Origin of the sequence: Halomonas sp. A29 (genome assembly GCF_046723295.1) — a bacterium.
GTDB lineage: Bacteria > Pseudomonadota > Gammaproteobacteria > Pseudomonadales > Halomonadaceae > Halomonas.
In genome coordinates this window covers 295,199-309,251 of record NZ_JAXQPR010000002.1, presented here as the reverse complement: position 1 = coordinate 309,251, position 14,053 = coordinate 295,199, and the positions used below count along the sequence as shown (strand labels likewise).

The window sequence follows — 14,053 nt, the reverse complement described above, 5'->3', positions numbered from 1 at the left end:
CCCTTTATACAGGTTCAGCCCCGACAACGCACGCGCCTTGCCGCGAGCGGCTACCCAGCATTGCCGCATGGAACGGGTTGGGCAGGCTCGACTTGCCCGAAGGCATGCTGCCAGGCACCCCCTGCTGTTCGAACAGCGGCCGCAGCACGCACTTCAGAGGCCAACGCGACGCTTCGAACAGCACGCTATGCAGGGTACGTCGCTGCCCGGTGTCGAACGGCAGCGACGCGATTCGCGCCTCCAGGCGAACGCGCATCTCCTGCCATAGCCGTACCTCTGCCAAGCCAAGGTGGGCATGATGTTGCGTCAGGCTCTCGACGATGGCCAGCAGGTTGACCTGGATGCCCAGAGTCTGGAGGTAGAACAGCAGGTCCTCCGGGGTGTCGTTGTAGAGACTGTTGGCGTAGCCCGGACGGATACGGTATCGAGGGTCGTCGATGCCATGGCGGTCGAGCCACGGTAGATGCAGGCGCACCGAGTCGTGGTCGCGCAGCAGCATCCCTTCGGGGCGGCCGTCGCGGCACACCAGCACAGCGTTCTGGCCATGAATCTCGGGCATCAACCCCAGGCGATAGAGGCGCAGTGCGATTTCGAAGAAGGTGTCGCACACTTCGCCGAACAGGGCGATCACCGCCGCCTCGCTGTCGCTCCAGCCGCGCTGCCGACGCCATGCATCGAAGGGATGCTCGCCGACATGCTCCATCTGGACGCTTGATACGCCCAGGGCCGCCATCGGCACCAGGCGCACCGCCGGGTCATCCAGCAGCGCCGCCGGGTACTCCCGCGCCAGCGCCCCCAAGTGGCGGGGCGGGTCGTCGAACAGACCGCTGCCCTGGGGCAGGTAGGACCACCAGCGGCGCTCATCGCAAAGGTACAGCCGCGCCTGGAGCTCCGGATCCCGCGCCTTGGCCTGCTCAAGCAGCGTCTGGCCACGCTCTCCATTGATCAGTTTGACCGCCGGCAGGTAGCGAGCGGCCCCCAGCGAGAAAACCGCCATCGGCAGCTTGAGATGGAAGCGGCCATCGTTCAGCGGCGCCAGCGAGCGCAGCGAGGAGGTTGCCGTGTAGTCGCCAACGGCCGTCGTCAGTGCCACCCCCTCCTCGGCTTCCAGCATGGCAGCGAGATGACGCGGCAGGCCGTGTTCGAATTGCCAGGGATGCACCGGCAGCGCCATGTAACGCTGAGGGTCCAGGCTAAGCCTTGCCATCTCCTCTTCCAGCTTGCTGCGCGCCGCGGCATTCAGCAGCAGGTCCACCGGTTCCAGGGCTCCGGGCGCCGCCCCGCTCCCGGCCGTCAGGCAGTCTCGCCGCATGGCCAGCCAGCGCATGCGGATGGGATGGGCAAACTCCGCCGCATAGCAGCGATGGTCCGCCTCATCGAGCCCCTCCTTGGCCTTGGCCAGCGGATGAAAGGGTCGATCGCGTAGAGCGGCACGGCGCTCGAAGGTACGCAGGCTCGCTGCAGCGGTGTGCACCTGCGGCATGTCCAGCGGCGCTGCCTCGCCGATGGACTGTCGGGTCTGCCACAGGGTGGTGAGCAACAGCCGCTGAACGTTGGCCACCCCCGGCAGTTGGCGCTGGGCGTCGTTCAGGCAGTGCTTGACCACGAGCTCGAGCAGCTCGACCGGTGCTAGGCGCCACCAGACGACAATACCGCCATCGTCCCGACAGTTCGCCGCGAACACACCGGCTGTCGCCACATGCCGGTGCGGCGGCAGCACTGCGCCACGCAGCGGAATCAATACCGCCTCCCCTGCCTCGCGTGCCGTCCACCAGCGCAGGCACTGTACCCCCCGCGGCCAGGCCAGGGCGGCAGGCAGCGTATCGGACGCCGGCCAATCGATGCTCTGGTCGTCAAGAAAGCCTTCGGCAATCAGCGTGTCGACGAGATCGCCCAACAGGCGTATCTCGGCGAGGCGCCCTGCCTCGGCAAAGCCCGCATCGGTCGGTGAGGAAAACGGAATCATGAGACAGGCTCCTTGTCGTCGTGGCTGTCATCGAGATAAAGATGCCGGGGATGGGGATGGCCCAGGAAATCGTGATGGGAGATGGTCCAGCCGTAGGCGCCGGCACGGTGGAAGAGCACCCGGTCCCCCACCCTCAGCCGCGCCACCGCCACCTCACGGGCCAGCACGTCCTTCGGCGTGCACAGTTCACCGGCCAGGGTCACGCGCTGAACGTTGAGCTCGGGGCGTGGGAAGGGGTAAGGCCACAGCTCGCATGGCAGCACCTCGAAGGGGTGATCGTGCTGCCAGGAAGCGGGCAGGCGGAAATGGTGAGTGCCGCCACGCAGGATGGCGAAGTGGCGCCCATGGCTCTGCTTGAGGTCGATGACCTCGGCAATGTAGTAGCCGCAGAAGGCGGCGATGAAGCGCCCCGGTTCGAACAGCAGCTCCGCCCCGGGCAGCGGGTCGGCGGCGAGCAGTGGCCGCAGCGCGTCGACGAAGGCCGCCCAGTCGAAGTCCGGGCGCTCGTCGTAGGATACGCCAAAGCCGCCACCGGCATCGAGGCAGCGAATCTTCAGGTCGAAGCGCTCGGCCCAGCCTCGCACCCTTGCCAGGTAGGTGGCCACCAGGCGGGCATGCAGGTGCGCATCGAGATTGTTGGAGATTGAGTGCATGTGGAAGCCGTCAAGCCGCAGCGCCGGGCTGCGTCGGACCTCCTCGATCGCCTCCTCCACCTGCGGTTCGTCGATGCCGAACTGGGTCGCCCGTCCGGCCATGGTGACGGTGGCCTCGGGCAGCGCATCGTGCAGGTTCACCCGCAGCAGGATCGGCACTACCCTGCCGCGACGCCCGGCGATCAGATTGAGCCGGCGCAGTTCGTGCAGGCTCTCGACGTGAATGCGCTCCACCCCGAGGGTGAGCGCCTCCTCGAGCTCCGCGTCCTTCTTACCGGGGCCGCCGAAGATCACCGGGGCCGAATCGCTGACCTCGCGGATGCGGCGGATCTCGCCGATCGAGGCGGCCTCGAAACCCGCGACCAGAGGAGCCAGGGTCTCGATCAGGCGCCGGTCGGGGTTGGCCTTGACGGCATAATAGAGCCGGCAGGGCTGCGGCAGCCCCGCCAGCATGGTGCGAACGTGCTCGCGCAGTGCCGTCAGGTCGTAGACAAAGGCACAGACAGGCTCGCGCGTACCGTCGGGAGCCGACTCGCCGAGTGCCGCCAGGCAACGCCTGACCGCTACGGAAGGCGGGCTCCAGGGCGCCCGAGGCAGGAACTTGGCCACGCTGGTCATGGGTTCGCCTCCTCACGATAGGGGGCCAGCTTCGCTTGCAGGGCACGAAAGGCGGTGCCGCGTTCATCCCCCAGCACGAAGGCGTGCACGCCCCGCTCGCGCCAGTAGTCGCGCCGTGCGGCGCTGCGGGGAATGGCGCAGAACGGCACCTCGGCGCGGCGACAGGCGGCATGGATACGATCCAGCGCCTGGCGTACCTCCGCCGCCTCGGTCTGCCAGGGCAGGCCCAGCGATTGCGACAGGTCCGCCGCGCCCTCGAGCACCATGTCGATCCCGGGCGCCGCCAGGATGGACTGAAGGTTATCCACCCCCTCTACGCTCTCTATCATCGGCACCAGCATCAGCTCGTCGTTGGCCCGTTGCAGGTAGTCGACCAGGTCGTCGGCACCGAAGCGCCCCGGGCGGCCGCTGTTCATGCCGCGCCGCCCCAGTGGATGGAAGCGCAGGCATTCGTTGAGCGCCAGCAGGGGCTCGGGGCCGCGCACGTCGGCCAGCACGATGCCCCGGGCACCGCCATCGAGCAGCGGTACCACGCTGGCCGGGTCGGGGCGCGACACCCGCACCAGGGCGGTGAGCCCGGCAAGCTCCGCGGCGCGCAGCATGTGCTCCAGGGTCTCGGGGCTCACCAGGGTGTGCTCGGTATCGAGGATGACGAAATCGAAGCCGGCCTGGCCGATCATCTCGACGGTCACCGCCGTGGGAATCGAGGCAAACAGGCCGAGCACCGTCTCGCCTCGCGCCAGCCGGCGCTTCAGTTCATTGGGCGTCAACATCGACTCTCCTCAGGCGCCTGGCCGGTACGGATACAGCGGGTTGTCGCGGGTGGCGAAGCGCTTCTCGGCATCGCCGAACAGCCGCCGCTTGGTCAGTTCCTCGATGCTCACCGTCGGCGCGAAGAGATCGAACAGCGCGAAGCGCGGCTGCAGCGCCGGGTGCGTCGCCTGATAATCCCGGATGACGTCGGCAGCCATCTCCCAGAAGCTGGCCTCGGACAGCTCGTAATGCTGCTCCAGGCACAGACAGAGTTCGGTGAGGGCAATGAACACAAAGGCGTCGTAGGTGAAATCACGCACTTCGTCGGCACTCTCGGTCTGGATATAAGAGTTGCGGTTGACGGCGGCGTGGCTGGCCGGCTCCGGCACCAGGCAGGGGGCGCGCTCTGGCTCGGCCAGCAGCGCCGGGCTGTAGCGAACCCCGTCGTGGAAGTCCTTGAGCGCGATGCGTTCAGGCCAGCCATCGCGATGGATCAGCAGGATGTTCTGACCGTGGGATTCCAGGCCGATGCCATGGGCATAGAGCAGGTGAATCAGCGGCGTCACCGTGACCTCGAGCAGCCGTTGGGTCCAGGCCGCCACCTCATAGTGACGCACCCAGCCGTCGAGCATCGGTGTGCCCGTGGCGGCGAGCTGGGTCAGGCCATTGAAGGCAAGCGCGCGCTCACCCGGCTGCAGGTAGCGGTGCAGACTCTCGCGCCACACGGCGCCCAGGGCACCGTAGGCCAGGCTGCGCTGCGGTTCGGTCAGGCGCGCGGCATCATAGGCCACCCCCAGTACTTCACGCAGGATGACCACACCGCACTCGCGCGCCGTAGCGTCACGCATCACCAGGTCATGCAGCCAGTCGCTGATGCGCGCGCTGTTCTCTACGGTGTGGGCAGCCAGGATGCGGCTGGTGGAGGTGTTGACGATGCTCAGTGCGAGCTTGAGGCTGGCCCGTCGGGGCCGGCTGGCGTTGGCCAGGGTGCGGATCGACTGCTGGGCCAGGTAGGCGTCGTCCCCGGTGCCCAGATAGCAGAGCCGCCCATCGGCCAGCTCAGCCTGGAAGGTGGGCAGGATGATGCGGCTCCACTGCCAGGGATGCACCGGCAGGAATGCATAGTCCTGAGGGCGCCGTGCATTCGCCACGAGCTGGCGCCGGAAGCGCGCCAGCGTCGCCTCGCCCAGCTCATCACGCAGAAAGGCAGCGTGGCTCAGCGAAGCCGACGGCGAGACCCGGCAATGCTCACGGTCCACGGCCAACCAGACCGGCCGCACGTGCTGACGGAACTCGGGGCCATAGGCCGCGTTGTCGGTAAGCGAGAAACCCAGCCGCGACTTGTAGCTCGGGTGATAGGGGTGGCCCTCCTGCAGCCATCCTTCCCAGGCATCATGGTCCCAGGTCAGGTCCGGGGTGGTGGGCATGCCGCTCAATATTCGCGACTGGGTATCCTTGAGCAGGGTCTGCTGCAGCTCTTCCAGCAGATAGGGCAGGCGCTCTGCGGGAACCACCGTAGCCATCACCTCGGCCATGAAACCGACGAGGGTCGCCTCCTGCTGCTGGCCGTCCGCATCGCGGCGCTGGACGGGCCGCATCGCCAGTCGCACACGACCGAAGCTGGTCTTGCGCGCGCCCCAGGCGGTGTAGCCCACCTCGCGCCCGTGGGCGTCACGCCCCATCAGCGAGAAGGCGCGCTGCTCACCCTGCCCGGCTGCCTCCTCGACGGCTGGCAGAACCGCTTCGAACAGCAGACCCTGGATGAACTGGCGCAGCACTCGCTGCTGTACGCGCACATATTCCGGCGACAACGGCATTTGCCCAAGGTCGACGCTGGCTTGCGTGGGTCGAAGGATCGCTTCCATGGGGGTCATCCGGCTCGCTTGATGGGGTTGGGAACATCGACGAACAGCGGGCTTGCACCGCGCTGCCGGAAGCAGCTGAGCAGATTGGCCTTGGCCGGCCAGTGGTCAGCCTGCAACAGGTCTTCGGCGTAAGCCGCAAGGCGGGCGTTTCCTGCCTCGCGCAGGCGCGCCAGGCGGGTACCCACCAGGCGCCAGAAGCGCCCTTCGTCGACATCGAGATGAGACGCCAGGGCGTTCACCACGCCCCCGAGATGGTTGACGAAGAAGTAGTACTGCGTGCGCCGCCAGGCGACCTCCGGCGAGTAGAGCAGCGGACTGTCCGCCGCGATGGCAAGCGAAGGCCATGCCGGCAGTCGAGTGACCTGCTCTCGGTCCAGGCTGACACCCTCCAGGTCGCGCACGTAGAGCGTGGTGGGCCAGCCCCGCTCCAGGCGCAGCAGGCTGTTCTGCAGGTGGGCCTCGAAGCTGACCCCGGTGCGCGCCAGGATCTCGAGAATCGGCACCAGCGAGATCTCCAGATAGGCTGCGAACCAGCGCTCCAGGTCCACCTCGCCGCCTGCACCATGGCGAATCGCCGCTACCAGCTTGGGCTGCGCCTCGCCGGGGTAGGGTTCAAGCAGCGAGGCGAGCACGCAGGCATGCTGCGCCTCGACCGGCATTGGCCGGTAGATCACCGTAAAGGCAGCCGCACGGTGGTCGGCCAGGGCCGGGTGCGCGGGGTCCAGGGTGCGATAGCCGGTTTCCATCACGACGCGGAAGGCATCGCTCTCCAGTTCCTCGCGTAGCTGGTGGATCAGCCGCGCGGCGTCCAGGGTACGGCGCGATTGCTCGAGGGTGTTCTCGCGGATCAGGTTGGTGATGCGCACTTGCAGTGGCAGCTTGTAGCCCTGGCCGGTCTCCGGCACCCATACCGAACGCACCGAGGAAGTGGGATAGGCCAGCGGCCCTAGCGCGCCGAGATCGACGAGAAGCCCCTCCTCCAGCAGCAGGCGCACGTCCGGCTGATGCAGCAGATAGTCCGCCTGCCAGGGATGCATGGGCAGCAGGACATAATCGGCATGGCGTTCGCCGAGCCGCTGCCGGGCCGTCTCCAGCACGATGTCCGCCAGCCCATCGTCGGGGCCGTCGAGCCATGCCTCCACCAGCAGGTCGCGGCGCACGGCCAGGTAGTGCAATGGGAAGCGGGCGCGTCGCTCCGGGCTGTAGTCGTCGAAAGCGCGGCGCTCAACGCCCTGGGAGCATTTGGGAAAGGGATGGAACGGGTGGCCGAGGTAGAGCGACTGTTCGGCGGCGATGAAATCCCATGCCTCAGCCGGCGCACTGCCCTGGCGATGATGGAAGTCGTCGAGATGCGCCGCCATGCGGGTAAAGCTGTTGTTGATCTTATCGCGCATGTCCCACAGCCGCAGCTCGTGGGTATTGTCGAGCGCCGGCTCACTCAGCGATTCCAGCAGCCGCTGAATGATGTCCTGCATGTCGAGAGGCACCACCCTCCCCTGATCGTCGCGCAGGTAGAAGGCCGCACCATAGCGATGCTGTCCCGACAGGGAGAAGTCGCGCAGCGTGCCGATCAGCTCGCCTGCGGGCAACCTCAAGCGGAAGGGTTCACCGACGTCGAGCAGCGATGCCGCCAGGCCGGTCTCGTCATGACGCGGATCGTGGCACCCCGTCTCACGCAGGTAGCTGTTGAGCAGCGCACGCAGCGTTGTCTCCTTGGCCTGGAGATGGCTGCCATAGGAGGGACATGTCGCGCGTGGTGTCGGCATCGTGGCCTGGCTTGCCTCCCGCTCACTTGCGGGAAATCTGGGTAGCTCTACATGGATCATGAGCTGGCGTTACCTCATGGCGGGTGGAGGGAAGCGACAACGCCAGGGGCGTCGCCACGAGAAGCAGGGCAGCCAGGGCGAGAAAGGCCTCACCCAACGCCGCCAGCGCAGCCGCTTCATGAGCGACGCCCTCGACGGCGAGCTGCCATGTACGCAGGTCGTGATGCAGGGCCAGGATGGCGATGCCCAGCGCCGAAGCGAGCCGCCGGGCCAGGTTGTTCATTGCCGACGCCTGGGCGACATGGGCATCACCGACTGCATTGAGTCCGATCGTGGTTGCCGGCAGGTAGCCGAAGCCGAGCCCGACCCCGCGTGAGGCCATCAATACGCCGATCAGCCAGAGGGGCGCTGCATTGCCCAGCGCGGCAAGACCTGCCAGCGCCACTGCCGACACCACCAGGCCGCCCGTTACCACCTGGCGCGCCCAGCGCCCATCGACCAGACGGCCGGCCCAGGGCGAGCAGACGGCCGCCATCAGCGCGGTGGGCAGGAACATCAGGCCGGTCATGAGCGCGTCGTAGCCCTGAACCCGCTGCATCCAGATCGGGATCAACAACAGACACCCGAAGGTAGTGACGGCCTGAGCGCAGGCGATGAGCACACTGGCGCGGAAAGGAGAGATGGCAAACAGGCGGAGTTCGAGCAGCGGTTGAGAGGCACGTCGTTCGACCCTGACGAAGACGATCAGCAACGCCACTCCGAGCCCCAGCGGTCCCCAATGGACGGCTTCGAGGAGGTCGGCAGGAGCTTCCAAGCCGGCCAGGGCGACAAGCACCCCGCCCACGCCCAGGGTCACCAGCACGAAGCCGGGCAGGTCGAAGCGCCGCTCGCGGTCGCGGTCGCCCTCTTCGAGGTAGAAATGACCGCCCGCCAGGGCGAGGACGGCGACGGGCAGGTTCATCAGGAACAGGGCCTGCCAGGCACTCACTTCCAGCAGCAGCCCGCCGACACTGGGCCCTATGGCCGGCGCGATCATCACGGCGAACCCCCAGACCCCTACCACCCGCCCCCGCCGTTCGGCAGGCCAGGCGGCAAAGATCAACGGCAGCGAGAGCGGTATCATCAGACCGGCGGCAATGCCCTGCAGGGCTCGCGCCGCCAGCACCCAGGCCAGGCTCGTCGCCAGCGCCCCCTGCAGGGAAGCGAACAGGAACAGCCACAGCCCCAGCAGGTAGAAGCGCCGCGCCCCCCAGCGCTTGGCAAGAAATCCGGTCAGCGGCATGGTCATGCCCATCGCCACCAGGAACAGGGTCATGACCCAGCTCACCTGGATGGCGGTGGCGTCGAATACCCGCATCAACTCGGGGATCGCCAGATTCAAGGCGCTGTTATTGAGACTGACGGTGAAGGTTCCCAGCAGCACGGTGACAAGCACTCGACGCGCGGCACTATCCTTGGATGGCATTCCCTTCTTCCCTACGCCCCATGAGTGCATGGGGGCGAACCTGGACGATGCCTCAAGGCTGTCACAGCCAATTCTTAAATACAAATAGTTATCAAAAGCATTTGGTAATTATATGTAATACGTCGCATCCGGAATGAGAAATGTTTATACTCCTCGCCTGCATCCCTAGCTGTGGCATCGCCAATGGACACTCCTCGCTCCCAAGCCTGCCGCCTGTTGGGCGAAGGCCTGACTGCCGGCTATGAGGACCGCCGCGTCCTCGAGAACGTCGATCTCCGTGTTGCCGAAGGGCGTCTCACGGTGCTACTGGGCCCCAACGGCAGCGGCAAGTCCACGCTGCTCAAGACCCTGGCCCGTACGCTGACGCCAGAAAAAGGCCGCGTGCTGCTCGACGGCCAGGAGATACACCGCTACCGCACCCGCGACGTGGCCCACCGCCTGGGCATCCTGCCCCAGAGCCCCACGGCGCCGGAGGGCATGACGGTACACGAGCTGGTCGGCATGGGACGTTTTCCCCATCAGCGGTTGTGGCGGCAATGGTCGACACAGGACGAAGAGGCGGTCGCGGAGGCCATGGCCGTGGCGCGGGTCGCGGACCTTGCCGGGCGTCCGGTGGACGCCCTTTCCGGCGGCCAGCGCCAACGCTGCTGGATCGCCATGGTGCTGGCCCAGGACACCGACCTCATCCTGCTCGACGAGCCGACCACCTTTCTCGACCTCAAGGTTCAGGTCGATCTGCTGGAGCTGCTGGTACGGCTGGCCCACGAGCGTGGCCGCACCCTGCTGGTAGTGCTGCACGATCTCAACCTGGCCGCCGCCCATGCCGACGTGCTGGTGATGATGCGCAACGGACGCATCGAACATAGCGGTCCCCCGGAGGAGGTCTTTACCGCGGCGAACCTCAAGCAGGTCTTCGATCTCGATGCCGAGGTGATCAGCGCCCCCAGTACCGGTCGACCGGTCTGCATCCCGGCCTTGGGCAGTGCCGTCTCTCCCGTCAAACGCAAGGAGGAGTTGCCTGCATGAGCACCACCCAGCGTTTCTGTGCCCGGGAGAGCCTTGCGCTAGGCGACCCGCTGGCGGGCAGCGCCGCCCATGCCGAGCGCAACCTGCTGCTCAGCTGGCCGCGGCCGAAATGGCAGCGCAGCCTGCGCCAGGCCAGCGACATGTGTGACGAGGTATCGACACGGCTCGAGGCCATTGCCGGGGGGGGGCGACGGGTCAACCTGATTCATCGGCGCGACCAATCCAGTGCTCGCCACCGCCTCTACCTGATGCCGGAGAATCGCCGCTACGAAGTAGCACGTGACGAACTGCCGGCCTTCCTGGCGGCGCTGCAGCGGGACGAACCGCTTGCGTATTGGGAGATGGCCGCGCCCACGGGCGCGCTATTGCTGTGCTGTACCCACGGCAAGAAGGACAAGTGCTGCGCCAAGTTCGGCTACACCGCCTACAAGGCCCTGAACGCAGCAGTAGTGGAGCGTGGCCTCCCCTTTGAAGTGTGGGAAAGCACCCACCTGGGCGGCTGTCGCCTGGCTGCCAGTGCCGTGGTCTTTCCCGCCCTGCGCAAGTACGGCCGCATCGGCGATGAGGACGTGCTGCCGCTACTCGAGAGCGAGATGGCAGGCCGCCCTTACCTGCCCTGCTACCGCGGCGATTCCCGGCTCAGCCCGATGCAGCAGTGTGCCCAGGTTGCGGCACTGGAGTGGCTGGCCTCACAAGGCATACATGCTGACGTGTCGGTGTCCCAGCCAAGCGCTGAACAGGAATCGAGCCAAGGATGGATTGAGATGGATTGGCGTGACGCAAGCGACACAGGCCGACTCGCGGTGCGCTGCGAACCGAGGATGATCCAGCGCTACGACACCTGTGCCGACCTGGCCGCGGGCCCGCCCGCGGCGAGCCAAGTGTGGGTGGCCACGCAGGTCTTGGCTACCGGGAAGGCCGTACTGCACTCATGAACCCTGTTCGAGTCACTTCATGCCCATAGTGCTTTCTGGATTTCGCTACTCGTCCCATTCACGGCGTCTGGCCGGGATACTCGGCTGGATATGGCTGGCAGCTACCCCGGCCGCGAGCAGTAATGGAGCTGGCCTGGCCACTCTCGACTGGACCCTGGCCGAAACGCTGGTGGCTCTGGGCGAGCCTCCAGCCGCGATTGCCCAGGTAGACGACTACCACAGCTGGGTCGGCGAGCCACGACTGCCGGAAGACGTCGCCGACATCGGGCTTCGCTCACAGCCCAATGTCGAGCTGCTGGCTCACCTCGACCCGGTGCATATCCTCATTTCCCCGATGTTCGGTCATCTGGCGCCTCGCCTTGGGCGGATCGGAGCAGTCGACGTCAGGGAGATCTACACGCCGCAGGGGGACACCTGGAACCAGATTCTCGTCCTGACCCGGGAGCTTGGCATGGCCTATGGCCGCCAGGACGAAGCCGAAGCATTGATTGCTGCCACCGAATCACACTTCGAGACGCTACGCCAAACGCTGCCGGAAGAAGTTCCTCCCCTGCTGGTCATCCAGTTCATGGACGAGCGGCATGTACGGGTCTTCGGTGAACATGGTCTCTTCCAGGCCGTGATGGACCGCCTGGGCCTGGAGAACGCCTGGCAGGGGGAAACCAACTACTGGGGATTCTCGCTGGTCGGGCTGGAGGCGCTGCTCGAACTGGATGCACGCCTGGTAGTGGTGGAACCCTACCCCATCGGCGCCAAGGAAAAGCTCGCCGCCAGCGCCCTATGGCAGTACCACCCAAGCGTGCGCGACGGCACCTTGGTCACCTTGCCGCCGGTGTGGAGTTTCGGCGCCCTGCCCTCGGCGCAGCGCTTCGCCGAACTCCTGGTGGACGCACTGGAGCGACCCTCCGGAACCTGAACGCCTGCCCCCTGTCACAATCTCCGCAGCCCCCACATGAAGTAGGCCCCACCGATCAGCGAGGCGACCAGGCCGGCCGGGATTTCGTAGGGAGAAATGACCTGGCGCCCCACCCAGTCGGCCAGCACCATCAGCAGCATGCCGACCAGCGCCGCGCCGAGCAGATGTTGCCGCGCTCGTGACAGCCCTAAAAGCCTTGCCATATGCGGCGCCAACAACCCAATGAAGGAGAGCGGCCCCACCACCAGGGTGGCGCAGGCGGTCAGCAGGGCCACCAGCACCAAGAGCACCAGACGGGCCCGGTTGAGCTCTACGCCCAAGGCTCGAGTAGTGGCAGCCCCCAAAGGCAGGATATCGAGCCAACGGGTGAGAGGCAGGGTGCACAGTGTCAGTAGCGCCGCCAACATCCCCACCACCAGGGCGCTGGTGAGATCGATGTAGTAGGTCGAACCCGCCAACCAGGCGATCACCTGCTGCCCGCGCGGATCGCCTCCCACCAGCATCACGCTGCGCACGGCGTCGAACAGCGCGCTGACTGCCACCCCGGTCAACAACAGCCGTTCGGGCATGAAGCCGCTGCTTCGGTTCAGCGCCATCAGGAGCAACAGGGCGGCAAGGGCTCCCAGAGTGCCGATGCCGACCAGCACACCGCTGGTCGGCGCAGGAAGCAGGAAGATTCCCAAGATCAAGGCAATGGCACAGCCACCGCTGATCCCCAGCACTTCAGGGCTGGCCATGGGATTGGCAGACAGGCGCTGCAGCAGCGTACCGGCTATCGCCAGCATCAGGCCACTGGCCGCCGCCGCCAGTACCCTGGGCAATCGCCACTGCATGACGTTCCACTCATTCGGCGTCAACCAGTACCAGCCATTCGCGCCCTGCCCCAGCAGCAGGCCAAGGCCCACTGCCAGCAGCAGCCCCAAGACCAGACGAGTGGCCAGGCGCCCCGGGACGGGATGCCGGTTGGCCAGTACCGCAGCCGGCTGGGGCGCCCGGTTGCCCTGCAGCTTCAACCGCGGGATCAGCCACAACAGCAGCGGTGCCCCCAAGGCACCGGTCACCGCGCCGGTGGGGATCAGCGTCGGCAGCACGCCGGTGAAGAGCTGCAGCAACAGGTCGGTGGTGGCCAGCAACACCGCACCCAGCAGCGTACCCCATAGCAAGCGTTCACCGAGGCGCCGCGCTCCCGCCAGCCGCACGATATTGGGCGCCGCCAGGCCAATGAAACCGATGACTCCCACCACGCTGACAATACTGGCGGTGATGAACACCGCAAGCCCCATACCAGCGAAGCGCAGATAGACGAGCGATACGCCCAGGCTCTTGGCGCTGGCATCGTCCAACTCGAGTACCGCCAGCGGGCGCAGCAGGAACCAGGCCCCCACGGCACCGATGGCCAGCCGCGGCCAGAGGGTCGTCGCACCATCCCAGCCGTTCTGAGCCAGCGAACCGGCCCCCCAGATCAACAGCCCCGACAGTGCCTCGTGATTGAACAGCAGCAGCGCCGTGGCCAACGCCCCCAGATAAAGATTGACCACCAGCCCCGCCAGTACCACCACGATGGGCGCCAGGCCACGTCGCCAGGCCAGCATGAACACCAGCCCCACCGCCAGCCCGCCGCCGGCCAGCGCGACCCACTCACGCCCTGCTGCCAGCAGGCCAGGTGCCAGCAGGGTCGCTGCCAGCAGGGCCAGGTTGGCGCCCGAAGCCACGCCCAGGGTCGTAGGTGACGCCAGCGGATTGCGCAGCACCTGCTGCATCAACACGCCTGCCAACGCCAGACCGCCACCGGCCAATAACGCAACGGTTAGCCTCGGCCACCAGGCGTAGTACAGCAGCAGCTCGCTGACGTCTTCGAAAGATGGGGCTAACAGCGCCTCCACCCCCCGTCCGACGCCCCCTTGCTCCTGCAAGCCTAGCCAGAACAGCAGCAGCAGGGGCAGGCTCAGCAACAGACAGGCACTCCCTGGTGAAACAACGCGCATCATGCCTGCTGTCATGCTCCGCGCTCCGGTCGATCGGTCACTGCCGTCGTGCGCACACCCTTCGCCATGCGTTCGTCGATCATGCTTCGGCTCTTTTCTCTTGAG

At 66.6% G+C, this 14,053-nt stretch carries 10 protein-coding genes; 3 read left to right on the top strand and 7 right to left on the bottom strand.

Annotated features, from left to right (window positions below; genetic code table 11):
* Positions 1–4: 4 nt before the first annotated feature.
* The 6 genes from SPH52_RS04850 to SPH52_RS04825 are packed head-to-tail and all read right to left on the bottom strand — an operon-like array spanning position 5 to position 9,086.
* The gene (locus SPH52_RS04850; RefSeq protein ID WP_411793862.1) at positions 5–1,966 is read right to left on the bottom strand and encodes an IucA/IucC family protein; all 1,962 of its coding nucleotides are present in this window, start codon (positions 1,964–1,966) and stop codon (positions 5–7) included.
* Positions 1,963–3,237: a type III PLP-dependent enzyme gene (locus SPH52_RS04845; protein WP_411793861.1), complete on the bottom strand. Its 1,275-nt coding sequence runs from the start codon at positions 3,235–3,237 to the stop codon at positions 1,963–1,965. The genes SPH52_RS04850 and SPH52_RS04845 overlap by 4 nt, the downstream gene beginning before the upstream one ends.
* A complete protein-coding gene (locus tag SPH52_RS04840) occupies positions 3,234–4,010 on the bottom strand; it encodes an HpcH/HpaI aldolase family protein (protein WP_411793860.1) in 777 nt (258 codons plus the stop codon). Before SPH52_RS04840 ends, SPH52_RS04845 begins: the two co-directional genes overlap by 4 nt.
* A gap of 9 nt (positions 4,011–4,019) precedes the next feature.
* Positions 4,020–5,855, bottom strand: coding sequence for an IucA/IucC family protein (locus SPH52_RS04835; RefSeq protein ID WP_411793859.1), 1,836 nt, complete (start codon positions 5,853–5,855; stop codon positions 4,020–4,022).
* A 5-nt stretch (positions 5,856–5,860) separates the two neighbouring features.
* Positions 5,861–7,621 carry an IucA/IucC family protein gene (locus SPH52_RS04830; RefSeq protein WP_411793858.1) on the bottom strand — a complete coding sequence of 587 codons (1,761 nt, stop codon included), beginning with the start codon at positions 7,619–7,621 and terminating at the stop codon, positions 5,861–5,863.
* Between the two features lie 22 nt (positions 7,622–7,643).
* On the bottom strand, positions 7,644–9,086 hold the full coding sequence (locus SPH52_RS04825) for a DHA2 family efflux MFS transporter permease subunit (RefSeq protein WP_411793857.1): 1,443 nt from the start codon (positions 9,084–9,086) through the stop codon (positions 7,644–7,646).
* A 183-nt stretch (positions 9,087–9,269) separates the two neighbouring features.
* Between SPH52_RS04825 and SPH52_RS04820 the strand changes: the two genes are divergently transcribed.
* Genes SPH52_RS04820 through SPH52_RS04810 form a run of 3 tightly spaced genes read left to right on the top strand, consistent with a single transcriptional unit; the run spans position 9,270 to position 11,963 of the window.
* Positions 9,270–10,112: an ABC transporter ATP-binding protein gene (locus SPH52_RS04820; protein WP_411793856.1), complete on the top strand. Its 843-nt coding sequence runs from the start codon at positions 9,270–9,272 to the stop codon at positions 10,110–10,112.
* Positions 10,109–11,047 carry a sucrase ferredoxin gene (locus SPH52_RS04815; protein WP_411793855.1) on the top strand — a complete coding sequence of 313 codons (939 nt, stop codon included), beginning with the start codon at positions 10,109–10,111 and terminating at the stop codon, positions 11,045–11,047. Before SPH52_RS04820 ends, SPH52_RS04815 begins: the two co-directional genes overlap by 4 nt.
* 19 nt (positions 11,048–11,066) lie before the next feature.
* Complete coding sequence (locus tag SPH52_RS04810; protein WP_411793854.1) at positions 11,067–11,963, top strand: ABC transporter substrate-binding protein; 897 nt, start codon at positions 11,067–11,069, stop codon at positions 11,961–11,963.
* Positions 11,964–11,977: 14 nt separating this feature from the next.
* On the opposite strand, the gene fhuB is transcribed toward SPH52_RS04810, so the two are convergent.
* Positions 11,978–13,963: a Fe(3+)-hydroxamate ABC transporter permease FhuB gene (gene fhuB / locus SPH52_RS04805; protein ID WP_411793853.1), complete on the bottom strand. Its 1,986-nt coding sequence runs from the start codon at positions 13,961–13,963 to the stop codon at positions 11,978–11,980.
* Between the last annotated feature and the right edge of the window lie 90 nt (positions 13,964–14,053).

Bases quoted from the DNA above. Each gene is read 5' to 3' on its own strand.
- SPH52_RS04850 (WP_411793862.1), bottom strand. From the start codon at position 1,966: ATGATTCCGTTTTCCTCACCGACCGATGCGGGCTTTGCCGAGGCAGGG.
- SPH52_RS04845 (WP_411793861.1), bottom strand. From the start codon at position 3,237: ATGACCAGCGTGGCCAAGTTCCTGCCTCGGGCGCCCTGGAGCCCGCCT.
- SPH52_RS04840 (WP_411793860.1), bottom strand. From the start codon at position 4,010: ATGTTGACGCCCAATGAACTGAAGCGCCGGCTGGCGCGAGGCGAGACG.
- SPH52_RS04835 (WP_411793859.1), bottom strand. From the start codon at position 5,855: ATGGAAGCGATCCTTCGACCCACGCAAGCCAGCGTCGACCTTGGGCAA.
- SPH52_RS04830 (WP_411793858.1), bottom strand. From the start codon at position 7,621: ATGCCGACACCACGCGCGACATGTCCCTCCTATGGCAGCCATCTCCAG.
- SPH52_RS04825 (WP_411793857.1), bottom strand. From the start codon at position 9,086: ATGCCATCCAAGGATAGTGCCGCGCGTCGAGTGCTTGTCACCGTGCTG.
- SPH52_RS04820 (WP_411793856.1), top strand. From the start codon at position 9,270: ATGGACACTCCTCGCTCCCAAGCCTGCCGCCTGTTGGGCGAAGGCCTG.
- SPH52_RS04815 (WP_411793855.1), top strand. From the start codon at position 10,109: ATGAGCACCACCCAGCGTTTCTGTGCCCGGGAGAGCCTTGCGCTAGGC.
- SPH52_RS04810 (WP_411793854.1), top strand. From the start codon at position 11,067: ATGCCCATAGTGCTTTCTGGATTTCGCTACTCGTCCCATTCACGGCGT.
- fhuB (WP_411793853.1), bottom strand. From the start codon at position 13,963: ATGACAGCAGGCATGATGCGCGTTGTTTCACCAGGGAGTGCCTGTCTG.